The 25,558-nt window shown below is 65.6% G+C and carries 18 protein-coding genes, 1 pseudogene and 2 CRISPR repeat arrays; of the genes and pseudogenes, 5 read left to right on the top strand and 14 right to left on the bottom strand.

Going from position 1 to position 25,558, the window contains the following annotated elements; genetic code table 11:
• Window positions 1-192 precede the first annotated feature (192 nt).
• Window positions 193-555, top strand: a complete 363-nt coding sequence (locus ABD848_RS19540) for a hypothetical protein (protein ID WP_344974580.1) — start codon at window positions 193-195, stop codon at window positions 553-555.
• Window positions 552-1,472 (top strand): hypothetical protein, encoded by a 921-nt coding sequence (locus ABD848_RS19535; protein WP_344974577.1) that lies wholly within the window; start codon window positions 552-554, stop codon window positions 1,470-1,472. The genes ABD848_RS19540 and ABD848_RS19535 overlap by 4 nt, the downstream gene beginning before the upstream one ends.
• Before the next feature lie 100 nt (window positions 1,473-1,572).
• Window positions 1,573-3,369: direct repeats of the CRISPR family, unit length 29 nt; unit sequence CGACTCACCTCCACACGCGTGGAGAGCAC.
• An 18-nt stretch (window positions 3,370-3,387) separates the two neighbouring features.
• Here the strand turns inward: ABD848_RS19535 and cas2e are convergent.
• From cas2e to ABD848_RS19480, 11 genes and pseudogenes are all read right to left on the bottom strand, one after another.
• Complete coding sequence (gene cas2e, locus ABD848_RS19530; protein ID WP_344974573.1) at window positions 3,388-3,705, bottom strand: type I-E CRISPR-associated endoribonuclease Cas2e; 318 nt, start codon at window positions 3,703-3,705, stop codon at window positions 3,388-3,390.
• On the bottom strand, window positions 3,702-4,676 hold the full coding sequence (cas1e, locus tag ABD848_RS19525) for a type I-E CRISPR-associated endonuclease Cas1e (RefSeq protein WP_344974570.1): 975 nt from the start codon (window positions 4,674-4,676) through the stop codon (window positions 3,702-3,704). Before cas1e ends, cas2e begins: the two co-directional genes overlap by 4 nt.
• Entirely contained in the window at window positions 4,673-5,314 is a 642-nt protein-coding gene (gene cas6e, locus ABD848_RS19520) for a type I-E CRISPR-associated protein Cas6/Cse3/CasE (RefSeq protein ID WP_344974567.1), read from the bottom strand. The genes cas1e and cas6e overlap by 4 nt, the downstream gene beginning before the upstream one ends.
• On the bottom strand, window positions 5,315-6,070 hold the full coding sequence (gene cas5e, locus ABD848_RS19515) for a type I-E CRISPR-associated protein Cas5/CasD (protein ID WP_344974563.1): 756 nt from the start codon (window positions 6,068-6,070) through the stop codon (window positions 5,315-5,317).
• A complete protein-coding gene (gene cas7e, locus ABD848_RS19510; protein ID WP_344974560.1) occupies window positions 6,067-7,230 on the bottom strand; it encodes a type I-E CRISPR-associated protein Cas7/Cse4/CasC in 1,164 nt (387 codons plus the stop codon). Before cas7e ends, cas5e begins: the two co-directional genes overlap by 4 nt.
• Window positions 7,227-7,922: a type I-E CRISPR-associated protein Cse2/CasB gene (gene casB / locus ABD848_RS19505; protein WP_344974558.1), complete on the bottom strand. Its 696-nt coding sequence runs from the start codon at window positions 7,920-7,922 to the stop codon at window positions 7,227-7,229. Before casB ends, cas7e begins: the two co-directional genes overlap by 4 nt.
• Before the next feature lie 13 nt (window positions 7,923-7,935).
• Window positions 7,936-9,606, bottom strand: a complete 1,671-nt coding sequence (gene casA / locus ABD848_RS19500) for a type I-E CRISPR-associated protein Cse1/CasA (protein WP_344974555.1) — start codon at window positions 9,604-9,606, stop codon at window positions 7,936-7,938.
• A gap of 332 nt (window positions 9,607-9,938) precedes the next feature.
• Window positions 9,939-12,683 carry a CRISPR-associated helicase Cas3' gene (gene cas3 / locus ABD848_RS19495; protein ID WP_344974589.1) on the bottom strand — a complete coding sequence of 915 codons (2,745 nt, stop codon included), beginning with the start codon at window positions 12,681-12,683 and terminating at the stop codon, window positions 9,939-9,941.
• Between the two features lie 198 nt (window positions 12,684-12,881).
• Window positions 12,882-14,619: direct repeats of the CRISPR family, unit length 29 nt; unit sequence CGGTCCACCTCCACATGCGTGGAGAGCAG.
• Window positions 14,620-14,833: 214 nt separating this feature from the next.
• The gene (locus tag ABD848_RS19490; RefSeq protein WP_344974552.1) at window positions 14,834-15,610 is read right to left on the bottom strand and encodes a DUF2637 domain-containing protein; all 777 of its coding nucleotides are present in this window, start codon (window positions 15,608-15,610) and stop codon (window positions 14,834-14,836) included.
• Between the two features lie 7 nt (window positions 15,611-15,617).
• On the bottom strand, window positions 15,618-17,171 hold the full coding sequence (locus tag ABD848_RS19485) for a recombinase family protein (RefSeq protein WP_344974549.1): 1,554 nt from the start codon (window positions 17,169-17,171) through the stop codon (window positions 15,618-15,620).
• Window positions 17,172-17,636: 465 nt separating this feature from the next.
• Window positions 17,637-18,284, bottom strand: a pseudogene (locus tag ABD848_RS19480) (2OG-Fe dioxygenase family protein); the annotation flags it as partial.
• A gap of 735 nt (window positions 18,285-19,019) precedes the next feature.
• Here ABD848_RS19480 and ABD848_RS19475 point away from each other — a divergent pair.
• Window positions 19,020-19,292: a hypothetical protein gene (locus tag ABD848_RS19475; protein WP_344974546.1), complete on the top strand. Its 273-nt coding sequence runs from the start codon at window positions 19,020-19,022 to the stop codon at window positions 19,290-19,292.
• Between the two features lie 310 nt (window positions 19,293-19,602).
• On the opposite strand, the gene ABD848_RS19470 is transcribed toward ABD848_RS19475, so the two are convergent.
• Window positions 19,603-19,905 (bottom strand): HAD family hydrolase, encoded by a 303-nt coding sequence (locus ABD848_RS19470; protein ID WP_344974543.1) that lies wholly within the window; start codon window positions 19,903-19,905, stop codon window positions 19,603-19,605.
• A 210-nt stretch (window positions 19,906-20,115) separates the two neighbouring features.
• Here ABD848_RS19470 and ABD848_RS19465 point away from each other — a divergent pair, with 210 nt between their 5' ends.
• Window positions 20,116-22,848, top strand: coding sequence for a cation-translocating P-type ATPase (locus ABD848_RS19465; protein WP_344974540.1), 2,733 nt, complete (start codon window positions 20,116-20,118; stop codon window positions 22,846-22,848).
• Window positions 22,849-23,225: 377 nt separating this feature from the next.
• Here the strand turns inward: ABD848_RS19465 and ABD848_RS19460 are convergent, their stop codons facing one another.
• Complete coding sequence (locus tag ABD848_RS19460; RefSeq protein ID WP_344974537.1) at window positions 23,226-24,263, bottom strand: 2-hydroxyacid dehydrogenase; 1,038 nt, start codon at window positions 24,261-24,263, stop codon at window positions 23,226-23,228.
• Window positions 24,264-24,506: 243 nt separating this feature from the next.
• A complete protein-coding gene (locus tag ABD848_RS19455) occupies window positions 24,507-24,686 on the bottom strand; it encodes a hypothetical protein (protein WP_344974534.1) in 180 nt (59 codons plus the stop codon).
• Between the two features lie 409 nt (window positions 24,687-25,095).
• On the opposite strand from ABD848_RS19455, the gene ABD848_RS19450 reads away from it, so the two are divergent.
• Entirely contained in the window at window positions 25,096-25,527 is a 432-nt protein-coding gene (locus ABD848_RS19450; RefSeq protein WP_344974531.1) for a Fur family transcriptional regulator, read from the top strand.
• Window positions 25,528-25,558 lie beyond the last annotated feature (31 nt).

The raw sequence follows: 25,558 nt of genomic DNA, 5'->3' as shown, positions 1-25,558 counted from the left end.
CTGTTCACCGGCTTCGACCTCCTCACCCCCGGCCTACAACCCATCACCTGCTGGCGCCCCCACCACCCACCCACCAACCCCGACCCCGTCTGGCTCCACGGCGGCCTCGGCGTCCTTGCCAATCGGGGCTAGCCTCGGCAAGCCGTCGTGCCCGTTGTTGGCTGATGCTTCCCGACGACCCCAGGACCACCCATGCCCACCCCACACGCTCCCCTCATCTTGCCCCTACCGGAAACGTTCCCAACCCCACACTCCACCGCGCCCTATGCGCGCCGCCTCCACACCGCGCTCAACGACCTCCCTCTCCCCGCAGGAACCCCAGCACTCACCCCCACCAGCAGTCCCCGCGTGCTCGCCGCCTACTACCAGGCCGGTCTACTCATCTACGATCTCATCACCCTCACCGGCCTGGACTACACCCACATCCACACCCGCCTAGCCGCCGCCAGAGTCACCCTGCGCCCGCCCAGCCACGCCGCCACCCTCCTCGCCATCCGCGCCCACCACCACGACATCCCCGTCTCCCTACCCACCCCTACAGAAAGCCCCACATGAAACTGCCCGTCGCGCTGATCAACCTCGACAACGGGTGGAGCCACCACAACTTCGACTTCACCCACCTACCCACCCTCTTCACCCACATGGCCGAACCACCCGCGTTGATCCTGGTCAACGAGGCCACCCGCTGGTGGGACCACGGCGGCCACGGCAAATACAGCGCCGCCCGCGCCCTCTCGCAGAGGTACAAAGTGCCCTACACCGCCGAGGTGGGCTGGTTGGAGCGCAGCGACCACCCACCCGCCCTCATCTACGACCCCACCCGGCTGCACCTGACCTGGTGGGGCAACGCCCGCTCCACCCCCACCCTGGCCCGACGCAACACCGCCCACCTCCTCCTAGCCGACAGCGATAAACACCCCACCGACCCGCCCGACCTGCGCGTGGTGCTGCAACACTGGCACCCCTGGGACGGCGACACCCGCCTGCACCAAGCCCGGGCCATCTCCTGGACCGCCGACCCCCGAGTGCCCACCCTGCTCGGCGGCGACCTCAACTCCACCGCCAGCGGCCCCCACCTCCCCGACAAAACCTGGCAACACGTCCCCGCCCACCAACGCCACCACAAAGGCCACCAACCCGCAGGCCCCACCACCGCCTGGCACGCCGACACCCGCGCGCTGGACCACCTCATCGGCACCTGGAACCCCCAAGAGGGAAAACGCACCCACGGTGCCGGCTTCCACGCCCTCGCCGAACTCGCCCACACCCACGGCACCCCCGCCGAAGAAGCATTCCGCCCCACCACCAACACACCCCCCGAACACGGCGGCGCCATGCTCATCGACTGGCTCCTCGTCAACCACCCCCTACACCACACCCTCACCCCCGGCACCTACCACGTCCACACCCCACCCACCGACCACCCACCACTAACCGACCACCGCCTCATCACCGCCACCCTCCAGCTCTAACCAACCCCCTCTCCCATCGGGAGCGCCACCGTCTTATATAGGCCCACTCTTCGAGGCGAAGCAAGCACCCACTGATGCGCACGAGGGCAACGACGATTACCGACTCACCTCCACGCCCGTGGAGAGCACTGCGCCGGAGCGAACCGCCGGCGCAGGTCTTGCGACTCACCTCCACACGCGTGGAGAGCACCGGGGTCCCCTGCGGGATCTCCAACCGGGCCGCGACTCACCTCCACACGCGTGGAGAGCACGGGTGAACCCCCGTGGTGAAACTCGCTCTGGTCGACTCACCTCCACACGCGTGGAGAGCACGCCTTGAGTCCGGCCAGCATCGCGCGCGCGTCCGACTCACCTCCACACGCGTGGAGAGCACCCCTCCGAGTCCGAGATTGACGCCATGCTCACCGACTCACCTCCACACGCGTGGAGAGCACAGCGGCGCCCGTCGGACAAGTACGCGCGCGCGACTCACCTCCACACGCGTGGAGAGCACCCCATCACCGCGCCGCGAAACGCCTCGCTACGCGACTCACCTCCACACGCGTGGAGAGCACGTGCTCAGGTCGCGGATCTTGTTGTAGGTGTTCGACTCACCTCCACACGCGTGGAGAGCACTCGGCGGCTGCGGCCAGATCGGAGTAGCGGCCCGACTCACCTCCACACGCGTGGAGAGCACGGCGCGGGGCCACCATAGCCCCCCGATGACCGGGACTCACCTCCACACGCGTGGAGAGCACACCTCCGTCGGGCTGCGGTGGGTCGCCGCGAACGACTCACCTCCACACGCGTGGAGAGCACGCCTGCCACACCGTCTTCACGAGCGTCGGCGCCGACTCACCTCCACACGCGTGGAGAGCACGGTGACGCCGTTGACATGGCGGAGGAATCCGGCGACTCACCTCCACACGCGTGGAGAGCACTTCCCTGACCGGCCGCCGATATCGATCGGATGCGACTCACCTCCACACGCGTGGAGAGCACCCGCCGGTGAGCATCCAACACATGCAGACGGTCGACTCACCTCCACACGCGTGGAGAGCACCACCTCAGGCGGGAGCCTGTCCGGCTCGAATCCGACTCACCTCCACACGCGTGGAGAGCACACGAGCGCGCAGCGGTCGATCGAGATCCAGAGCGACTCACCTCCACACGCGTGGAGAGCACGGCGCCCACGGCGGAGTCTCCTCAGCGAAGTACGACTCACCTCCACACGCGTGGAGAGCACCAGGCCGAGGCCGCCGGCGACATCGGCAAGAGCGACTCACCTCCACACGCGTGGAGAGCACGAAGCGGTCGTGCGTCACGCCATCAAGGCCAGCGACTCACCTCCACACGCGTGGAGAGCACTGATCGTGGCGTTCGTTGCCGCTGGCGTGTGGCGACTCACCTCCACACGCGTGGAGAGCACCTATCCGAGCTAGGGGCGCCCCGTCTGTGCTACGACTCACCTCCACACGCGTGGAGAGCACATATGACAGCGCGACTGCCCCGCGCGGCCACCCGACTCACCTCCACACGCGTGGAGAGCACCAAGGCGTCGTCGTTGCCACGCTCGGCCTCGGCGACTCACCTCCACACGCGTGGAGAGCACTACACGCCCTTGACGTCGAGCTCCCCGCCGGTCGACTCACCTCCACACGCGTGGAGAGCACAGGCCGGTCAAACCCGACCGCGACAAGTCAGGCGACTCACCTCCACACGCGTGGAGAGCACGAGATCGACGTAGGCGCCGGAATTGAGGACGTCCGACTCACCTCCACACGCGTGGAGAGCACCTACGGCGATGGGGAGCGAGCGGCGATAATGGCGACTCACCTCCACACGCGTGGAGAGCACAGCATCCGGTCTACCGTGCGCCGCCAAAAACCCGACTCACCTCCACACGCGTGGAGAGCACCCTTCACGAGCTGGAGTTTCACAATTGCACAATACCGTTTTCTTCTTTGAATTCGATGAGTTGGAGCCCTTCGAAGTCGGTGACTCGTCTTCTGCGTTCTCCGGCGGTTTTGATGATGTAGCGCTGTTCGTTGTCTGCGGGATGGACACAGACGGCGGCGCCGTCGCCGACAGCGGTGCTGACGGTTTCCCAGAGTTTGTCGCGTACGCGGGCGGAGACGGAGCCGACGTAGAGGCCGGGGGTGGGTTCGGTGAGCCAACGACTGAGGGAACCTCGGACGTAGTCGGGTACGGCGGTGGTGGAGATGACGACGAGGTTGGGCATGGGTGTGTTCACCAGTCCACTTCTGCGGCGTGATTGATTCCGGCGTCGACGGGTCCTAGGTCGGGGTCCCAGAGGTGGACGAGTTCGGTTTCTTCTGGGGCGGCGGCATCGGTGATGTCGGGGTTGAGGAGTCGTTGGATGTCGTTGGCGATTTTGGGCATGAGGCGGTAGAGGCGGAAGTTTTCGCGTAGTCGGATGCGTGCTTCGCGGTCGGGGTGGGTGCTGTTGCTGAGAGCGAAGGCCAGCGGGATGGTGTGCTGGGCTTTGTAGAGGTCGGCGATGTCGTAGACGAAGGATTGCTGTTTGCCGCTGTGAATGAAGCCGAGGGCGGGTGAGCATCCCAGGGCGAGGATGGCGGCGTGGGTGGCTCCGTATAGGGCGGTGTTTGCTGCGGATACGGCTTGGTTGACGGGGTTTTGGGTGTCCCAGTTTTCGGGGTTGTAGTTGCGTTTGAAGCCGCGAAGGCGGTGGCGCTGCGCCATGGAGTGGTAGAGGGCTTTCATGCGTTGGCCTTCGAGGCCGCGGAGTTGCTGGAGGGTGGTTCCTTCGGGCACGGGGGTGTTGAACCGCATTTGGTACATGCGGCTGGCGACTTCGAGGCGTGTGGTGTCGTCAGCCCAGGCGCGGGCTTGGCGTTCGAGCCATTCGGTGGTGAGGTCGGAGGGTTGGCTGCCGGAGTACATGCGCACGCCGCCGGCACCGGACCAGACGACGGTGGTGCCGTGGCGGGCGCATGTGGCCATGGCGGGATTGGTGGCTGAGGTGCCGGTTCCCAGCAGGATGCAGGACAGGGAGGCCACTGGGAGGTAGACGCGGCTGGTCTCGCCGTCGGGGGGTTGGATTTGGGCACAGACTCCGGTGTCGTCTTGGACGACGCGGACGTTTTCGAGGTAGAGGAAGGACAGGGAGTCGGCTACGCGGGGCAGCATCGCTACGGTGGGTGCGGTGAGCAGGCGGCGCGCTTTGGGGAAGGGGCCTGTCATGAGTGCTCCTGGGTGGGGCCGAGGCTGAGCATGCCGCATCCGTAGGTTTTGGCGCGGCCGATGCCCTCGATGAGGGCGGTGTGGAGTTGCTGGGGGTCGGTGACCATGGCGGTGCCGTCGAATTGGGTAACGCCGTGGCGGGTGTCGCGGGTGCCGCGTATGTCGGACAGTTGGGCTGCATGCAGCTGCAAGGGGTGGAGTCCGACGTTGGTGGCTTTGCGGAGCCACCACAGCTCGGCCTGTTCGCCGTGGAGGTGGGCGAGTTTGCCGCGTTTGTGTGGTTCAGCGGTGTTGCCGTGGCGTTTGGTGGGGTTGGCGGCGATGCGGTAGCGCACGCGCATGCCGGCGTGCAGGGTTGCGAGGAAGCCGGTGATGCAGCGTTGTTGCGCGCTGTGAACGAAGTCGTGCGAGAGCTTTTCCAATTGGGGTGGGATGCAGGTTTGGGCGAGGATGCGTAGCCCAGTTCGGGTGATCTCGGCGCGATAGAGCAGACCGCTGGCGCGGCGTGGCTGTTCGCCCAATCCGTCGGGGACGAGGTGCATGAGTTCGCGGTGCAGTTGGTCTCCGTCGAGGAGGCCGCGTCGCCACAGACGGGTGCATTGGGGGTGGACTGCGATCTGGGTGAGCCAAATGTCCATTCAGCGCTCGCTGCCGGTGACGTAGGTAGCTAGATGGTCGAGGTAGTCGGTGCGCCTGGGGGCGCAGAGCTCGTGTGAGAGGTGGTGAGTGACCTGCCACAGGGGGCGGTCTCGGTAGGTGCGGTCGATCACGGTGAAGGCGTCGGGATCGTCGCGAAGCTCGGTGTAGATGGTTGCGTCCTCGTGGCGGTCTTCGAAGACGAAGTCCACGGCCACACTGTGCTCGGTAGCGGGCCGAGTCCGCGCGAGAGGCACGCGAGTCTTTAACTCGGTGACCGGGTCGTCGACGGGCCGGTCGAGCAGTAGGGGTTGGTTGGGTGGGCAGGAGCGCCGCCCCAGGTAGGGCTGCCAATGGGGCGCACGCAGCGCTGTTCGCACCTGGTCCACCAGTGCTTGAGGGCCTTCTATGGCCACAGTGAAGGCCGCGTCGGCGAGGTATTCGCGCCAGGTTTGTATGGTGCCTTTGCCGGTGGGGCGGCCTTTCTCATCGGCGGTGGGGATTTTGGCGGGGGGCGGCAAAGCGCCGCCGGCGGTGTGGTAGTCCACGATGCGCACGCCAGGGCGATCGATGCGCACGGTGAAGCACAACGGTTTGAAATCGGCGAGCGCACTACCGCGCGGGCGTCCCATGGCTGCGGCGATCAAACCGAGCATTCCCGAGCGAGTGGGGAAACCTGCGGTGTCGCGGCTCTCGTAGACGCTGCGTTCGCCCCAGCTCTGCAGCGGGCCGGCTAGGCGTAGCAGGAGGCCGCTCACTGGTGGTCCTCCTGGCAGGCGGCAACGGCGGCGGCGACCAGGTCGTCAAACGAGGGCTGTGCCAAGCCGAGATGCTCGGGCTCGGCGACGTTGTCGCTGGCGGTGTGGCCGGACCACAGCGTGTGCTCGGCCCCCAGGAGGCGGTAGATCGCCGCGGCATGGGAGTCCATCCGCTCAGCCGAGTCCTGGAGGTGGCCCTGCTCGCTGTAGAGGGGAGCTTCGAAGGCCGAGGCGAGGGAGACGGGGCGGTCGTCCCGTACGCCGATATGGACCAGCTCAGGCGCGGTCGAGGGAGCGGTGGCGTTTTTCTTTCCCGAGGGCAAGGTGCGGATGAAGGCGTCCAGGAAGGCGCTGATGAGGGTGACGGCCAAGGTGGTGTCGCCGTTGAGGTTGGCTACCAGACCGGCCAGGTCCAGATTGGCATAGCGGTAGAAGGTGCCGGCGCTGAACATGGCGGTGTTGATGTGGCCGCTTCCGGGCAGGTTGAGTTTTTCCTCAACGTCGTCGACAGCGGCGAAGAAGTCGTATTCCACCCGGGTGGCGTGGGTGGTGAAGGCGTGCGCCATCTGCACAGCGCCGTCGACGTTGGCCCCGGGTAGCTCGGCCAGCATCCGTCCGAACAGGTTGATGGTGGCGCTGCGGCGGCCAAGGATCTTGGCGATGTCCTTACCCGGCAAGACCGGCTGGGTCTTTTCGCGGGGTTTCTTCTTGCGCTGCTGTTCGGCCAGGATGGCCTCGTGGTGCTCAGCAGCGAGGTTGGCCAGCTCCGCAATCCCGGCCTCGGGCAGCAACAGCAGCACGTTGGTGGTCAGGACTTGTTCTTCTCGCTCGTTTTGTTCTTGTTTGAGGCTGATGCCATTGCCCGCCGACAGTGCGACCTGGATGCCGGCAGCTTCGGCCTCTTCGCGGCTCCAGCCCTGCTCGGCCAAATGTTCGGCCACCCCTACGACGACGCGGCGCGTGCGCACGGTCTCCTCGTCAGCGCCGAGTTGTTTTTCGACCTCTTTACGGATGACGCGCTTCCAGCTCTGACTGGAGACCCGGGTCCGCTCTACTCCGCCAAAAACCAGGTTTTTGGGTGCTCCCAAATCGTCGCGGTTGACGTTGGAGTAGGGCAGGGTTTGCAGGGCGTGGATGTCGATGTAGGCCGGCGTAGTCACTTTTGCTCCTGAGTGTTGTTCGTCGAGGGGTCGTCGTTGGCGTCGTTGAGGGTGCGGTAGAAGTCGCGTAGCCATGCAGCGGCCTTGCGCTGGCGGAAACGGTCCCACTCAGCCAGGTCGCAGATGAGTGCCACCCAGTCCACCGAGATCTGGGAGCTGCGCAGCAGCGCCATCAAGCGGGGCAGTTGGCGGTGAGCCTCGGTGCTGTTGTTGCGGCACACCAACTGCAGCCGGTCTTCGGCGCTGGACTCGCTGACGGCCTTCTCGTTGACCGCATAGGCCAGGGTCGCCCCCAGCGATCGCGGCAGCACGGGTTTGGACGAGGTCTCGTCGCCCGCCCCGTGTTCGCTTTGGCTCTGCCCTTCCGGTGTGGTGGAAGTCTTGCTGGCAGCGGCGTCGATATCGTTCTGGCGAGCCTGGCGTGGCTGGGCACACATCAGTGCGGCCACCCCTAGAAACGCTCGTTGGGTCGCCTGGTTAGCCCGTTCGGGAAGGAAACGGGCGACCTCTCGGAAGGCGCCAAAGGTGCGTGGGTCTCCCGGTTCCATACCGGCGGCCCGGCGAAGGGCCGCCCGCCGCCCCGGCGAGGGCAAAACCTCGCTTTGGATATGGGCGACCAACCCCCAGGCACGTCGCCGCAATTCTTTTCTCTGTTCTTGTGCAGGACGCAAACGCCTATCAACGTCAGCCATCCGCCGTCTCCTTTCAGGAGGAACGCCAGCCACGCAAAATTACGCTTCGGTGGCGTTCCAAAATTTTGATGTCGTGGCCCGAACGCGCATAATCCTTCGTCACCTGGTCATAGGTGTTAAGGGCGTGGTGGATGAATCTGTTGCCGATCCCGCCCTGCGGCGGCTCTTCAGGGCGCACAATCGTCCAAAACTGCCATTCGGCCACGCTCCAGTAGCGCGCCATGCCTGGGTGGAGCCAGGCCACCCCCTCATCGCGCTGTCTGCCCCGCCCCGAGGTGCGGGTCAACTCTCGCCACGCCCCACGCAAAGCTGTGCGCAGGTTCTCGCCCGCACGTTCGGCGTTTTGCCGCGCCCGCCTGACCCGATACCACCGCTCCCCCGACCGCGTCTCCAACATCCCCAGCACCGGCGGTGTGGTGCCCGTGTAGTACTGCCGATTCCTGGCCTGCGAACGGTCCTGGTCGAACCCAATCGCGCGAATCCCTACAGTGTCGACGTCGATGGCGACGTCGCCCTCCCGGAACTCATCCAGGTCATCAAACACCTGGGGACGGAACCGTTCCTCTCCCAACGTCTTGCGCAGCAGCGTGTCAAGATCGCGCCAGATGGCACGATCAGCCTGCGCCGCCTGAGGCGAGAGCGGATTCTCAGCCCCCGGCCGCGGAAAATGGATCAGATACGGGTCCTTGGCCGGCCCCTGCTCACGGCGCCACGCCCAGGTGATGTAGGTATCCTCAACCGCCGAACCATCCGCGGCCGGAGCCAGCAGGACAGCATGGCGAAACCGCCCCGTGAGCACCCGCGCCAGCCCGCGTGGCTGCGGCGGAACCCCCAACGGATCCGGCAGTTGCGGCTCCTCCCACGGGGCCAGGTCATCGGCATCTGAAGGTAGATGCGGCAACCCCAGCAGCAGCGTCTCGAACAGGCTGGCCCCCACCGGGTGAAACGAGACGGTGCCCCGCAGCGGTCCCGCCTTGGTATCAGCAGCGCTGGTCTGGCCTACCTTGCGAGACGTACACCGTCCCGGCATGCCATAGAACAGCCACACCAGCATCGAAAAAAACGCTTCAGGCGGACCAACCGGCACCGGCGCCGAATCGACCGTGTGGCTTTGCCACACAAACGACTGCCCCGCCGACCGGCCGGTAACCAGCTTGTTCACCCCAGAGCTCACCAACTCGCCCTTAGAGTTCTGGCACTGCTCCACCAAATCCGGCTGCTGAAGAAACGGCCGCTGGGTTGCCGTATGGAACAACTCGAACCGTTGGGCGAACCCATCGAAATACTCCGCGACCCGATGCGGATCGAAGCACCCATCGCGAAGCACCTCTTCACGCTTCTCCGCCCAAACGGTCTTGTCCTCGATACGGTCCAGCCCGGTGACACGAGCCACCAGCACCGCCAAGATCCGCAGCAACCCCGCCTCGGCCGGCGGCAACGGCACCCGCACCCCCGCGATCGCGTGGGCGTGAACCAGCAGCTCCTCCAAACTGAGCAGATCATCTGGCTTCTTGCCCTGCGGAAGGTCCTGCCCGGGAAGCCAGCCCACCGGACAAAACCCCTGCCTTCGCAGATCAAAGCTGGCACCAGACATAACGCCCCTCCCTTGAGGCAACACGAGCACAAGACGGTAAGGTCCGTAAGGTTGCAGTCTCTCCACGCGCGTGGAGGTGGACCGACCCATGCCCGTCGGGTAATGAAAAAAAGCCAGTGCTCTCCACGTACGTGGAGGTGGGCTGGGGCTGTCCTAACGGCAACCCCAGCAGTGAGGTCGACTCGGCTACGCTGGTGCAGAGACGTGCATGATCAGCACCGTGGCCATCGCCCCCAAGGCGATCAGCGTGAGGGCACGAGCCAGTCGAGTGAGCAGGTCAGGAGACAAGAGGAATTCCTCCCTATGGCAGACAGTCGGCGCTGGGGAGCACCGGACGAAGACCATCCTGTCACACAGAAGACCCAAGCCCGCCTCCTCTACTGGATATCGCCAAAGGAGGAACCTGGACAAAAGAGGACGAATCATGTCTGCCCAGCCTCAGCTTCGACCAGTCCAAGAGTGTGGCTGAGCTGCAATTTCCTCTTGCCGACCGTGGCTGGTCGCCAGTGGCCGGATTCGGCCACCGGCTGGCGAAGGGCGATGAGTTCCTTGAAGGGCCACTTGTCGCCCCAGGGCTTGGGGAGTTGGTGCTCACGTGTTCGCTCCTGCACCAGTGAGCCTGGCACCGGGATCGAGCACCGCATGACCGCAACGACCTGTTCTCGGGTGAAGTTGCCGTCCTCATCGGGTTCGGGGAAAGGCTCACCCTCGGACGAGCCCAGCAGTAGTTGACCGTCGGGGAGTTGAAAGCAGGGCAGGACGCGCTCCGAGTCGGCGTTGAAGCGGGTGGTGGCCTGGTCTTCCTCCACCGGATGTTCGGAAAGGCGGGCCAGGTCTTTGACCTGTTCGGGGGCGCAAATACTCCAGAGAGATGCGCTTTGACCTTCCACCATCGTCTCAGCGATGCGTTCGACCTCGGCATCTTCGAATCCCTCAAGCAACGGGTCCTGCTGGGCGGGAAAGTCGCCCGGGTTGCCACGATCCACGAGGTGTTGCACATCGTCGGGAACAGCGATTCCTGCCGCCTGGTGCTCTTCGAGAAGGCGATGTGCCCGCACGAGAGCGGCCTTGGGATAGATCGTCGTCCATGCTTTGGGCAGATGCCGGAGATTGTGATCGGGCGCGGTGAGCACCACGAGCCGAGGTGACTGATCGTTGGAACGCGCCCAAGCCGGCCGGATCGCATCCAAGACGCGGTGGCGCTGCAAGCGCCCGGCCCGCTGCAGCAACAGCTCAATAGGAGCCAAATCGGTAAAAAGCAGATCGAAATCCACATCCAGACTCTGTTCGATAACCTGCGTCGCCACCAAAATCGCCCGTTTCGGACGTTGACCGTCTTTCCCGAAATCTGCCATCACCTTTTTGGTGATCTCCTCACGCCGGTAAGCGGGAAAACGTGAGTGGAGCAAAGTGATCTCGGGCTGTTGACCGTGTGGCAGACGCTCACGCCACGCACACAGGTCTTGATAGGTGTTTTGGGCCTGGGCGACCGTGGTGCACACAACCGCGGCGCATCCCCCATGCGTGGCGAGTTGACCCAACTCGTGTTCCAGCACCGCGCCGCGCTCGGGCTCAACCTGTGGGGAATTCGGAAGGGCCTCCAACGCCACACTGATCCTGCGTCGCTGCTGCTCAGGAAAGGCAACCGCATGACGCACCGGCTGCTGCCAGCCCCGCTGCACATAGGTCCAGCCCGGGTAGGGCACAGCCGTATTCCCGTGGTCGATGCCCTGACCTGCGTAGGCTTCGGCCAACTCTCGGGCTACCGGTTGGGGCAGGGTGGCCGAGAGCAACACCACCGGCACCCCCATCTCGCCCAGCCAACCCAACAAGGTGCGTAGCAGCCCACGCATATAAGGACTGAAGGCGTGCACCTCGTCGATGATCACCGTCTTGTTGGCCAGCGCGAACAGCCGCAACGCGTTGTGGCGCACCGGCAACACCGACAACAACGCTTGATCGATCGTTCCCACTCCCACACCAGCCAGCAGTCCACGCTTAGCCCCACGCAGCCACTCCACATACATCAACTGCGCGGCCTCATCGCTGGCGATGAACTCCTCGGCGTTGATCTCATCGAGCATCTCCTCGACAGGACTGAGCCAGGCCATGCCATGCAACAACGACGGCGCGGTATCACGGGCAGAACGCCGCGCGAGATAACGCGCGACCCGACGAAACATCTGATCAGCCGTAGCCATGGTGGGCAGCGCGAGATAGAGCCCCGAGGTGCCGGCTACCTGGCTGAGCAACCGCCCGGCGTGCAAGGCTGCCTCGGTTTTGCCGAACCCGGTGGGAGCGGCCGCCATCAACAGTCCCGGTCCGCTGGCCAGACCAGGAAGCTCAGCCCCGATACTTTCCTGCAGCGTATTGGCCGAAAACCCCGGAAACTCCTGGGCAAACGAGCCCGACTTCAGCGAGAGCCGAGAAAGCCCGGCTCTGGCCACCAGCCCCGGAGCCTGAGCCAACGAGCCCGCAAAAAACCGGGACAACGACGCGGTGTCTCCGCGGTCGGGAACATCGCCAAGCCGGCGCTTAATGTAGGGAATCTGACTGGCCAGCCAATCGGCGAGAATAACCAACCCACTGATAACCACGGCTCGCGAGCCACGCAGCGCCACTGTGGGCGCCGGAGGGCCGAGGATCTCGACCAGCACGGCCATCGCCGCCATGCGCTGCTCTTCCCACCGGCCATCACCCAAGCCAAGATAGGCGAGCTTGTTTCGCTGCAGCACCCCCTGGTTGAAGGCATGGAAACGGCCATGGTGCCCGCCCAGGAGCTGAGCCACCAACCGCTCTGTCGGCCACGCTCGCTCGCGTGGATAACCGACCTCCTTCAACACAACCGCCAACCACAAGTGCCCAGCAGCATCATGGGACTGTTGCTCCCCACTGGGATCGGCGGGGTAGCCCTCCGGAACTGCAACCTGTTCCTGAAACGGCGGAGTCAACTTACCGATATCGTGCAGCGCCGCCCAAAACTCCACCAAACGGCACGCATCATCCTCCGTCAGACCAAAACCCTCGGCCAACCACTCCCGCATTCCAGAAGAAACGAAATCCCGCCACAAAAAACGCATAACGGCCGCGGTATCCAGCAGGTGGCATACCAACGGATAGCGGTGGCCATCCAACCCCCGCTCCTTGCCCCAAAGCCGAAGATCCACCAAACAGGGGACAGGAACATGAAAAGCCAAAGCACAACCCTCACAATTAGCTAGCGACAGCCTCACCCACTCGAAGCCAGGAAGCTATCGCACAGCCACGACAAAACTCACCACACGGCCCTTCACCTTGACCAAACACCCCTACCTCCACGTGCGTGGAGAGCAGCTGCGAGTCCGCGCCATGACGGCCGTGAACAACGGTCCACCTTCACATGCGTGGAGAGCAGGGCCGCGCCGCCGGCATCGACCCGGAGAAGCTCGGTCCACCTCCACATGCGTGGAGAGCAGTTATCTGACCGTGCCCGCCTCCGTCGCCCCACCGGTCCACCTCCACATGCGTGGAGAGCAGCGCCCGTGCGGGCCGCGGTCGCGGCGGTTTGGCGGTCCACCTCCACATGCGTGGAGAGCAGGTCGTGGTTGGTGTCGGCGGAGGCGTTGCGGACGGTCCACCTCCACATGCGTGGAGAGCAGGACGACGGAACATCTGGAGCGGGAAATTTCAGCGGTCCACCTCCACATGCGTGGAGAGCAGACACAGGGACACGGCAACCCCCGAGAGGAGATCGGTCCACCTCCACATGCGTGGAGAGCAGGCGCTCGGAGCGGGCCGCACCGGTGCCGGTAGCGGTCCACCTCCACATGCGTGGAGAGCAGCGGGTGAGTGTGGTCGGGGTGGTGACGGCGACCGGTCCACCTCCACATGCGTGGAGAGCAGCGCATACTGTCCTGTGTCCCGGGGGGCGATGGCGGTCCACCTCCACATGCGTGGAGAGCAGTGCTCTGCGCGAGCAGGTCCAGCATGGTGTTCCGGTCCACCTCCACATGCGTGGAGAGCAGGACGACGACGAAGTGCGGCGCTGTTTCTACGCCGGTCCACCTCCACATGCGTGGAGAGCAGGGTGGCGTCTCGTTGCAGACGATCGAAACCGACGGTCCACCTCCACATGCGTGGAGAGCAGCCGTGCGCGGTCGCTTGGGTGTACTACTCGTGCGGTCCACCTCCACATGCGTGGAGAGCAGTGGGGGCCACGAGACGAGAGAAAAGGAGTCTCCGGTCCACCTCCACATGCGTGGAGAGCAGGGGGCGGACCATGCGGGAGAGCAGGCGGCGGATGGTCCACCTCCACATGCGTGGAGAGCAGCTGCTCGCGACGAGGCGGACGACGAGGGTGTGCGGTCCACCTCCACATGCGTGGAGAGCAGTTGCGATCCCATCGGGGGAGGAAGTCGGCCGGCGGTCCACCTCCACATGCGTGGAGAGCAGTCCACGCGCGCGTTCTGGCTGAAACCTTTGAGCGGTCCACCTCCACATGCGTGGAGAGCAGGAATCCGGCCGCGGCCCTGCTCGGGGCCGCGACGGTCCACCTCCACATGCGTGGAGAGCAGAGCGCGTGGGCGTGGCCTGATGCACCCCAACTGTGGTCCACCTCCACATGCGTGGAGAGCAGCACGTGTCCGCCTCCGCGGCGATGTGCAGCGGCGGTCCACCTCCACATGCGTGGAGAGCAGCGGAGATCGCCCGTTGGCGGTTTCGGGAGAAGCGGTCCACCTCCACATGCGTGGAGAGCAGGGAGGCGAGGGCGTCGCGCACGATGGACGCGCCGGTCCACCTCCACATGCGTGGAGAGCAGTGCGCACATCGACATCGCTCGAAATGCCGGAGCGGTCCACCTCCACATGCGTGGAGAGCAGTCGGTATGGGGCAACCCCACGGCCGTGGGCTACGGTCCACCTCCACATGCGTGGAGAGCAGGCCTACCGGCACTCCACCGCTCAGGAGAAGGGCGGTCCACCTCCACATGCGTGGAGAGCAGGGCCATCCGCGCACGCGCCGATACTGCAGCCGCGGTCCACCTCCACATGCGTGGAGAGCAGCTGATACGCCGATTTCGCGTTGAAAAGCGGATCGGTCCACCTCCACATGCGTGGAGAGCAGGCTTCCCGACCTGCACATTCACAAAAGCACAATACCGTTTTGAGTCCTCAACCCAGAAGACTGCCCATGAAGACTCAAGCCTTCCCCCTAGTCACACACAAAGCCAATCTGGAGCCCCTTGCCGTCCCCCATGCTTTCACCATGCACTGCTCGGATCTATCCAGACGTTACGAAGCCCTCGCATGTGCCAAGATCCGGCAAGGCTAGGTCCCCCTCACGCTACGACGCGATCGAATCGGCCTTGCTGGCCGCGTTGTTTGACCAACCGGCCCCAGCGGTCTTTGCGGGCGAAGTGGGTGGCGATCTCCTTTCCGCTGGGCAGGGAGCCGTCCTCGTGACGGTGGGTTAAGGCCCAGCGCCACGCCTCCACCTGGAGCTGCGGTACGACCTCAGCGGGTTCACGGGGCTCGTCGCCGGTGTTGTCGCTGTTCTCTTCTCGGTCATTACTGGAGGCATCGACCATCCGTAGCTGGGGGCGCTGCTGTTCTTCGCCAGGTTCAGGTGCCTCGGTCGGCTGTTCGGCGCGTGTGACCTCGGGTTCGGCGAGACGGTCGGGCCGGGCGGAGGGCTGAGTGTGCTCATTGTCGGCGTACGCTGTGCGTGCGCCGGGAGCGGTGGCACGGAACTGGCGCATGAGCAGCTCGTAGGCGCCCATCAAGGCGAAGCTGGGCCAGGCGTGGATCACCCGTGACCACAGGCTCGGGTCGGCCACCGCCACGTTCGCGGCCAGCGAGGCGGCGCTGCCCAGGATGAGCAGACTCCACGGCAACAGCCCGCCGCGGTTGCCCTGGCGGGCGTCGTTGAGCAGCGCCATCGAGGAGGCCACGATCATCCCGTCCACCGACAACGGGAACAGGGCCGCGCGCCACTGCGGTTCGCCGTGGCGCAGGGCCAGCTCGAACATGTGCGAATAGGACACCACGGCCGCGATCACCGCCAGCAGCAGCACTGCGGCGGTGGTGACCAACCGAGACCAGCGAAAGGGGTGCATCGCCGGATCACCGCCCCTGTGTTTCCGAGCGGCGGACTCCTCTGCCGGCGGGTGGGAGTTCGATGTGGTCCTCGATCACCAACTGGCCCCGGTGCCCCCGCTGACTCCCCCGGCCCGTCCGGCCTGACTGGGGCGGGGCATGGTCGACATGCTGGTCAGCGCGTTGGCCGGCGTACTGATAGGCGTTCCCCGCTGTGCGGTCTCCCGCAGGGGGCACGTCACAGAGGGGAACGCGGGGCGTTGCTGCGTCCATGGGGTCCTCTCTTTCTTGTGGCTCTTCGCGATGGTCGTCGTGGGTGAGCACGCGGTCGGCCGCCTGGCGCAGCTCGGGCACGGTCTCGGCGGCCAGATGCACCCGCACCGTCACCGCGTGGCGCGGACGGTCGTAGACCACCTGGAGGCGAAACGCCTCGAACAGCCGCCGCAGCAGTTCCTCAGGCACCGCGGCGAGATCGCGTTCGCCCACCGGCAGCGCCTCCAACAACTCCGGCGCGCTGCGCTGTGGGGCGTGCTGTTGCAGTTCCCGAAGCTGCTCCTGGACGGTGCCGCGCTCCTCGTAGATGCGCTGCGCACGGGCACGGATGTCGGCGGCCATCTCGGCGTGAGGGTCGTCGAAGACCTCCAGTTGGGCCAACAGCCGCTCCCGTCGGGTGTCCAGATCGTGAAGGCGGCGTTGCAGCGAAGCCAGGCCGGCCTCGTGTTCGCGGTGGGCCTCGGTCTCGACCTGGGGCAGCCGGGCGGCCAGCCGGCCCCCTGCGGCTGGGGCTGAACCCCCGTCGGGCGAATCGACTGGACCACATCCACCGGTGGGGGCGTTGTGGCGCCCACGCCCGGTCTTGGTGGCGCGCCGGTTCCAGACCATGTAGCCGGTGTACTTGGGGTTGGTCAGCACCCCACGCACCGAACTGGCCGTCCAGCGCCCCACCCTGCGCTGGGCATCGACCGGCTCGGGTGGGGGGAACCGCTCGGGCTGGAGATTGAGCAGCTCAGCGATGGCGGCATAGCCCAGGCGTCTGCGCACCCGTAGCTCATAGATGTGGCTCACCACCGGCGCGCGCACCGGGTCGGGGGTGAGGCGGTGCTTGCTGGCCCCCTCGGCTCGGCGGGCCGGCACCGGGTGGGGCACCCGCAGCGCAGTGTAGCCATAGGGGGCACGGCCGATGTTGAAGCCCTGCTCGGTGTGGGTCTCGAACCCGTCCCAGGACTTCTCCAGTAGCTCCAGGACGTACCACTCGGCCACGCCCTGCTTGACCCGCCGGGTCAGGATCTGCGAGGCGCGTTTGCCCGAGGCTACGATGGGCTCATCGGAGGCGAACAGCATCACTCCAAGCTGTTCCAGCCGGTACTCGATCTGGGTGCCCAGGTAGGTGCGCCGCGCGATGCGGTCGATGGACTCACAGATCACCGCATCGAAGCGGCGATCGGATCGGGCGGCCTCCTCCAACAGATCGGTGATACCGCCATCGCGCGGCACCGGGACGGACATCTCCTCATAAGCCCGCCCTCGACCACGCACCCCCAACTCGGTACGACCCGACTCCACATCATAGAAATGAGCCACAATGGCGGCCTACTGGAGAGTTCCTGGTTAACGGCTCTGGACCGCTTTCGGTGAGGGCGGAGGATGTTGATCCGTCTGAGGAAGGCGGGGCGGGTGGAGCAGGAAAACCGACCCGGCCTTCCGTATGCTCGGTTTCCGTTTTTCGTGGTGATGCCTTCGGCGTCGCCGTCGGGGAATCCCCTGAGGCTACCCCCTGCCATCAACGACGCCTTTGTTTCGCCGGGTCTTTAGAAACCACCGGTGCCCACCAGCGCGTGCACGCGACATATGGCAAACTGCGCCCTCCGCGAACACTCCATCACCGCCGAAAGCGGGACAGAGCCGTTGTATCGACACACCCTTATAACGGGTAAGCGCCCTTCGGGCGACGCCAAGGGCCCAAGAGAGAACTTCGGCGTCGTCTCGCGTGCACGTCAGCGTCAGGACCATCGATCATCGACACCGGCATGCACTCATCACTCACTATCAATCTCCTACCGGCGCGTAGGATATTTCGTCAGAGAGATCGGCATCCCTTTGAATCGAATCCAATCCCCAGGAGGCATGCCCCTCCAAGGCAGGCTTCCGCGTGAAGAGAATGAGCATGTCCCGGGTCGCGTCACGACTGGGATCGGTCGCCCAGACCGAAGAAACGCTGTGCTTAAGTTCGTGATCAAAAACGATCAGCGTGTCGAGGGGGTGCGTATGCTGAACAGTCGTAACGATAAACTTCGGATCATTCTCCTCCCATGTGATCGCATTCTTCTGAGCGTTATCGTGAAGACGCGTCTGGGCACTGTCGGCGCTCATGTTGTCCGTCGTCAACAACACCGTCATGGTGTGATCGACGCCGTCGCTGTGGACTCCCTCCAGCGCGGGCTCCCCCAGCTCCTCGGGGGTCGTGATCGTCCGCAGATGGAAGGCGGTCGTGATCCACAGCTCGCTCTCGTAGTCCTGATACGGGCGCTGCTGCGGGACCGTGCCCGCCACGATGAAGTTCTTGAACCCCACCAGAGCCCGGAATACGGAATTCTCGTGCACAGACTTTTCGATCGGCGAGAATTCGCGCACTAAACCCGAATCGTGTCGCACGAAGTCCTCCGACGCGGCCAGGCGGAACCCCTGGGGTTCGGTGCGGTACGCACGACGCTCAGCGGCTACTTAGCAGTAACGAGAGCTCCTCGACCGTCTAAAGGACAAGGTGGGATCTGTGTCCAGGCGCTCACCGCTGGCCTGTAGCTCCTGGAGGTCCTCGGGGCGAGCGCCGAAGTGCTGCAGCAGTTCGGCCATCTCCGCACCTGGAACGAAGATGTAACGATCAGAAACGTAACGCTTCTTTAGATCCCTCAACTGGCGCTCGATTTCAGCTTCACTCTGCTGGGAGGAAATCATCTTTTTCACCTTGGAATTTTGTGGTATTTCTGAGATCAGAGGTAACGGAGATGGGCGGCTCTTGGTCGCGCGATGATCGAACACGCATGGATACGCTTCGACGCACTATCGTCATCGCCGCGAAACCGCAGATGGAGCATGAGCGACGTACGGGCCATTTCATGAGAAAGGTCCAGGGTGCGTATAGCGCGCGGACAAGCGACTATTCGCGAATCCTCGAATACGTGACACAGGTGGAGCCCTGGGACGTGGAGCTGGTGCCATCATGAGGCGCGCGTCGAAAGCCCCGTTCTGGACGTCGGGTGCGGAGCTGACCATCGGGGCGATCTGCTGAGCAAGGACGCCCCGGAGGCCATCGGCCGATCTTGCGCCTGAGCCCATCAATTCAGCTCGACTACGCTTGCCGGGGATTTAATTCGAGATGCTGGATATGGCACAAGCATCCTTCCGGAACTGTTCGTTTTCCGGAGTAATAGCTTGACACTCAACGACCCACCTGGAGCCCTCAAATTGCGAAGCGCATTCGAGCTCTTCATTCTTCTCTTGCGCAACGACGGAAGCCTGCTGCTCGATTTCTTTTCAGGGCCGGCTTGGCAGCGGTTCCCTCATGCCATAACCGAAGGGTTCTACCGGGACATCGACGATGCTCGCGACATACTGAATACCTCGGGTTTCCGGGGCGACGAGGTGCACATGCACTCCTCGAATCGTCACCGCGACCAAGGCGCCACCATCGCAGCGAAGATCTGACGAGACACTATCTCTACAGCCACGGGCGGAGACCACGACGGCGTTGCCATCGGCGCTCAAGAGAGACCGATGCTTTCTCCAAGCGCTCAAGCTTCAGTATGAAGTTATTCACAGCAATCCTTCGACGATTGATCAGGGAGTTCTTTATGTTTGGTTAAGCTCGAACTGTTTCCCTGGATTAGATCCTGCCATGGCAACAACAATAAGACAAACACTTAGAGCAATAAAATAATTACTTAAAGTTAAGTATCTGCGTATCGTACCGTTTACGTGCTGTAACTATATCTGTCAATCGTCTGTCCTTATCCGGTCACGGCCGAACCTGCCCGTCCCGAAACGACGGGCTCCCGCACGCGACAGCACGCAGCCGGAGACGCATAACGCGTTCGTCCCATCCGGTGACGCTGAGGTCAGCCAGCGACGCGACCACAGCGCCGGCGTGACCGTGGAGTTCGTCGGCGGTCGCGATCCCGAGCACGCCGACGGTGAGACATCCGGCGGCCCGCGCCGAGCGCAGCCCGGCCACTGTGTCCTCGGAGACGACGGCGAGCGCGCCCTCGACCTCCCTTTCGCCGTCCCTCCAGGGACGGTTCCGGCGCGGGCGGACGGCCACCGATGTCGAGCCCCTGCGAAAGGCGCCTCAGTACCGGGGTTCCGCAGCCGGTACCGGCACCGGGGCCGAAGTTCGGCGCCCGCCCCTCGGACGGCGACGTAGGCTCTCCGTAGCGCCGGGTTCGGCCGAGCGATGCCGACAGTCAGAGGCCCCGCAATCCGGGCAGAAGGACCCTGCCGTGCCGTGCGGCCCCGGCGGGACAGTGGAATCATGGCAAATCCTGAGACACCCGACGCCGGGCCTGTCCACCTCCGTGCCCACGCCCTTGCCCCGGACGCGGTCGCCGGAGTCCTGTCGACCGACGCGGAGAAGGGCCTGCGCTCCGGTGAGGCCCAGCACCGCCTCGCATCCCACGGTAGGAACGTCCTTTCGCGTGAAGAGGGTTTCGGACGTCTGAAGATCCTCCTCCGGCAGTTTCACAGCCCCCTGGTGTACGTGCTGGTGGCCGCCGCGGCGGTAACCCTGGCCATGGGCTACTTCGTCGACTCTGGGGTGATCGCGGGCGTCGTCTTGCTCAACGCCGCGATCGGCTACGTGCAGGAGTCGCGGGCGCGCCGCGCGCTGGAGGCGCTGACGCGCATGGTCCGCGTGGAGGCCACGGTCGTGCGCGACGGGGCGACACGGCGTATCCCGGCCGAGGACCTGGTGCCCGGGGACGTGGCGACGCTCCAGGCCGGTGACAAGGTGCCCGCGGACCTGCGGCTGGTGGGCGCCGACACGCTGGAGGTCGACGAGTCCGCCCTGACCGGAGAGGCGGTCCCGGTCGCCAAATCCGAGGCGGCCGTGGCCCCGGCCACCCTGCTCGCCGACCGCACCGGCATGGTCTACTCCGGAACGGTTGTCACTCGGGGGTCGGGACGCGGCATCGTGGTGGCCACCGGAAACGACACCGAGGTCGGCGCCATCAACCGGCTGATCGGCTCCGCCGAACGGAATCCGACCCCGTTCGCCCGCCAGCTGAGCGTGTTCAGCCGCCGCCTGACCGTCGCCATCATCGCGCTGGCGGGGGTCATGTTCGCGATCGGCATCCTCTACGGCGAGGCGCCGGCCGACATGTTCACCGCGGCGGTGGCACTGGCGGTCGGCGCGATTCCCGAAGGCCTCCCGGCCGCGGTCACCATCGTCCTGGCGATCGGCGCGGTGCGTATGGCCCGGCGCAACGCCATCGTCCGCACCTTGAACGCGGCCGAGACGCTTGGCGGAACCACCGTCGTGTGCACCGACAAGACCGGCACGCTCACCGCCAACGAGATGACCGTGACGCGGGTGCTGGCCGGCGGCGGCGAATACGAACCCGGCATTCGCCATCTGGCCGAGGGTGAGGACCGCGGCGGCCGGGCAGTGCGTGAGTGCCTGCTGGCCGGGGTGCTGTGTAACGACGCGGAACTGACCGGATCGGGCGAGCAACAGCGGATACTGGGCGATCCCACCGAGGCCGCGTTGCTCACCGCCGCCCAGGCTGAAGGCCTCTCTGCGTCCGCAGAGGCGGCCCGCAACCCCCGCGTGAGCACACTCCCCTTCACCTCCGAACGCAAACTGATGGCCACCGTCCACCGGCGCGCCGAAGACCAGTTGATCGGCTACGTCAAAGGGGCGCCCGAGTCCGTGTTGCCGCTGTGCTCACATTGCATCGGGTCGGACGGGAGCGAACGTCCGCTGGCTGGCGAAGAGGTGCGGCGCACCGTCGAGAGTTGGGCCGAGCGGGGGCTGCGGGTCCTGGCCTTCGCCCGTTTCATCCCCGCGCAGGAGGGCGCGGTCCGCGAGGAGGACCTTCCCGGCCGCCTCACCCTGCTCGGATTGCAGGTGATGCACGACCCGCCGCGCCCGGAGGCCGTCGAAGCGGTGACCGCCTGCCGCGCGGCCGGGATCAGCGTGCGGATGCTCACCGGCGACCACGGCGCGACGGCGCGCACCATCGCCGAGAGGTTCGGCATCGAGGGGCCGGTCCTCACCGGAGCCGAGATCGAGGTCGCCGACGAGGAGACTTTGGCGCGCGCAAGCGTACTCGCCCGCGTCTCCCCCGAGCAGAAGCTGCGGCTGGTCCGGCTGCTGCAACGCCGTGGCGAGGTCGTGGCGATGACGGGCGACGGCGTCAACGACGCGCCCGCCCTGCGCCAAGCCGACATCGGCGTGGCCATGGGACGGGTCGGCACCGACGCCGCCAAGGAGGCGGCCGACATGGTGCTCACCGACGACGACTTCGCCACCGTCGAGGCCGCGGTCGAGGAAGGCCGCGGCGTGTTCGACAACCTGCGCCGCTTCCTCACTTGGACGCTGCCCACCAACATCGGCGAGGGCCTGGTCGTGCTGACCGCCGTCGTCCTGGGCGCGACCCTGCCGATCCTTCCGGTGCAGATCCTGTGGATCAACATGACCACCGCGGGTTTCCTCGGCCTCACACTGGCTTTCGAGCCCAAGTCCCCCGGTATCATGACGCGCCCCCCACGCCCGCCCCGCGCGCCGATCCTTAGCCGCGACCTGGTGCGCCGGATCGTGCTCGTGTCCCTCATCCTGGTCGCGGGCTCCTTCGGGATATTCCGCTACGCTTTGGCGACCGGCTCCTCTCTGGAGGAGGCGCGCACTGCCGCGGTCAACGTCTTCGTCGTCGTCGAGGCCGCCTATCTGCTCAACTGCCGCTCTCTGGAGCGGCTACGCGCACCCGGCCGCAATCTGTGGGTGTACGCGGGGATCACCGTGATGGCACTGCTGCAAGGGCTGCTGACCTACACCCCGGTGATGAACGCCCTCTTCCACACCGCTCCCGTGGGGTGGGCCACCTGGACGTTGATCCTCGGTGTGGGAGCGGCCGGATACGTCGCCGTGGAGATCGACAAGGCCGTCTGGCGCCGCTTCGACACTCGACGCATGTGGGGGGCGCCCCCGGCCGGCGCGGTCGGCAAGGAACCGGCCGAACTCATGCGGTCCACGTCCACGCACCCTTGATCCGGTTACGCCGGATCAGGGTTCTTTCCGCAGGCTGAGCGGCCTGGGTCTTCGCCGCGGGCCGCCAAGCAGGAGGCGCGCCGCCCGCTCTGCGCTTCACCGGTCGGGCGGCGCGAACGCTATTGCGCCAACAGCAGGAAGCCGATCGTGTATTCGCCGGTGAATTACGGGACGCTCCCATGACCATGGGTGTGAAGTGAGCGCCCGACCCTCCGGCGGTCCCCACCGTGCCCGCGCGCGTCGGCTAGTACGGGTCGGGCGAGGGGCGCGAAGACGCCGCCGCTGCCGAGCCCGAAGGCCATGGACACGGACACGGTTCCGGCGGGGACTTCCGCACGAGGTTCGAAGACCAGGGGAGATCGGCCGGAGGGGGATCGTCAACCGGAGGGCTGCTCCGGAGGCGCGACGGTGTTCTGCGGCGTCTCCCCGTGTGCGAAGGCGGTGAGCGCGGCGACGACGGAGTCACCGATCGCCGCAAGTGCCTCGCGGGTGAAGAACCCCTGGTGGCCGGTGACGAGGACATTGGGAAAGCTCAGCAACCTGGCGAACAGGTCGTCGCGGGGCAGCAGTTCCGACCGGTCCTCGAAGAACAGCCCGGCCTCCTCCTCGTACACGTCCAGCGCCAGGTGGCTGATCCTCCCGGACTTCAGCGCGTCGATCAGCGCCTCGGTGTCGACCAGGGCACCGCGGCTCGTGTTGATCAGCATCGCACCCGGTTTGAAGCCTGCGAGTCGCTCCCTGTCGACGAGGTGATGCGTTCGGGGAGTGAGGGGGCAGTGCAATGCGACAATGTCAGATCGGGCACAGAGCTCCTCAAGGGGCACGTACTCCACGCCCAGGCCGCGGCACTCCTCGTTGGGCATGGGGTCGGCGGCGAGGACCCGGCAGCCGAATCCGACCATGATCCGGGCGAAGCAGGTGCCGATCCGGCCGGTCCCCACTACCCCGACGGTTTTGCCGAACAGGTCGAAGCCCAACAAGCCCGACAGCGCGAAGTTGTTCTCCCGCACCCGGTTGTAGGCACGGTGGATCTTACGGTTCAGCGCCAGGACCAGCCCCGCGCAGTGCTCGGCGACGGCGTGCGGCGAGTAGTCGGGCACCCGCGTGACGGTGATGCCGAGCTTCGCGGCGGCGGCGAGGTCGACGTGGTTGTATCCGCTTGAACGCAGGGCCACCAACCGCACGCCCTCGGCGGCCAGCGCCTCCAGCACGGCGGCGCTCAATTCGTCGTTGACGAACACGCACACCGCCTGGTGGCCCGCTGCCAGCGGGGCGGTGTCGAGGGTGAGCCGCGACTCCAGGAAGCGCAGGTCGTGTCCGTGCTCGCGGTTGGCGAGTTCAAGGTATTCGCGGTCGTAGGGCTTGCTGCTGTAGACCGCGACCCGCAGAGGCCGCGGTTCGGGTGCAGTGTTCATGAGCCTATCCGGCATCGGGTTGGGGGTCTCTTCCCTGTCGGCGTCCACTGGCGCTCCAGCGCCCGAACAACATAAAGCTGACATTCCCATGCTCGTGAACCGCCCCGCGGTACCGGAAGGGGCAGCGGCCCCACCGCGGCGGGACCAAGGTCCCACCCGCTTGGAGCCCACGGCGACGGCGCGGCGGTTCCGAGCCGCCCTCTCTCCCCAGGGGTGCCTCAAGCTGGCGACGTCCGGGCTGGCTCACCGTGCGAGCGGTCTGCCATAGGCGCTCCGTGCCACAGCCGTCGCGGCCGTGCTCGCTCCCACGCTGAGCCGGGAGAGGTGGTCGATCGGTGCGATGCCGACACCGGCGGACTGCCCGACAACGCCGGCGAGCCCCGAGGCGTGGCGTGCCGCGAATGTGGCGTCGACCACGCTCACGCTTTCGAATCCACTACCGCCATCCGCAGCCGGGGTGGCCGCCGGTTTGCACTGCTTGGGCCGAGGCGCCCGCGCTTGGGCCTGAGCATGAACAGCTATCCGCCCGGTAGGGCCGCGGCGAGCCCGCCAGATTGCGGTCTGACTCCCGATCAATCGTCGAGCGATGTCACCCGATACGCACGGTGAGCTCTGCACATCTGTCCCTCGCGCGATCTCTTCCCGCTCAGCCACCGACAACCGCCGTTACCCCACCACAGACCCCAAACCACACATGCCACCGTCTGCTGTACCACCGCGCCGTGTTGCCCTGGTCACATCGACTCTGCGCGCGGCTTGAAGCGGCTCCGGTCTTCGGCACACCCGGGCGCTAGTTTTGACTAATTCCAGAAAAAGCGTCAGACTCCTGAGTATGCCAACGCCCTCGGACTTCGAGCGCATGCTGCGCGAGGTCGCGCTGCGGGTGACCAGCCCTCGGGTAGCGGTACTGTCCGCCGTACACGACAATCCGCACGCCGACACGGAGTCGATCATCAGTATCGTGCGCGGGAAGCTCGGTACGGTGTCCCACCAGGCTGTCTATGACGTACTTAAGGCGCTGACCAGCGCGGGCCTGGTCCGATGCATCCAGCCGCGAGGCTCCGTGGCCCGCTACGAGGCGCGGGTCGGGGACAACCACCACCACGTCGTGTGCCGATCATGCGACACCATCGCCGACGTCGACTGCGCCGTCGGCCCTGCACCATGTCTGACCGCCTCTGATGACCACGGCTTCACGATCGACGAGGCCGAGGTCGTCTATTGGGGCCTGTGCCCTGACTGCTCCAACACACGCAGTATCTGAATCGCCCTGTTCCTCCCTTTTGGAAGGATGC

Source organism: Salinactinospora qingdaonensis, from assembly GCF_039539445.1.
Taxonomy (GTDB): domain Bacteria; phylum Actinomycetota; class Actinomycetes; order Streptosporangiales; family Streptosporangiaceae; genus Salinactinospora; species Salinactinospora qingdaonensis.
This window is presented reverse-complemented; position numbering and strand designations above follow the sequence as displayed.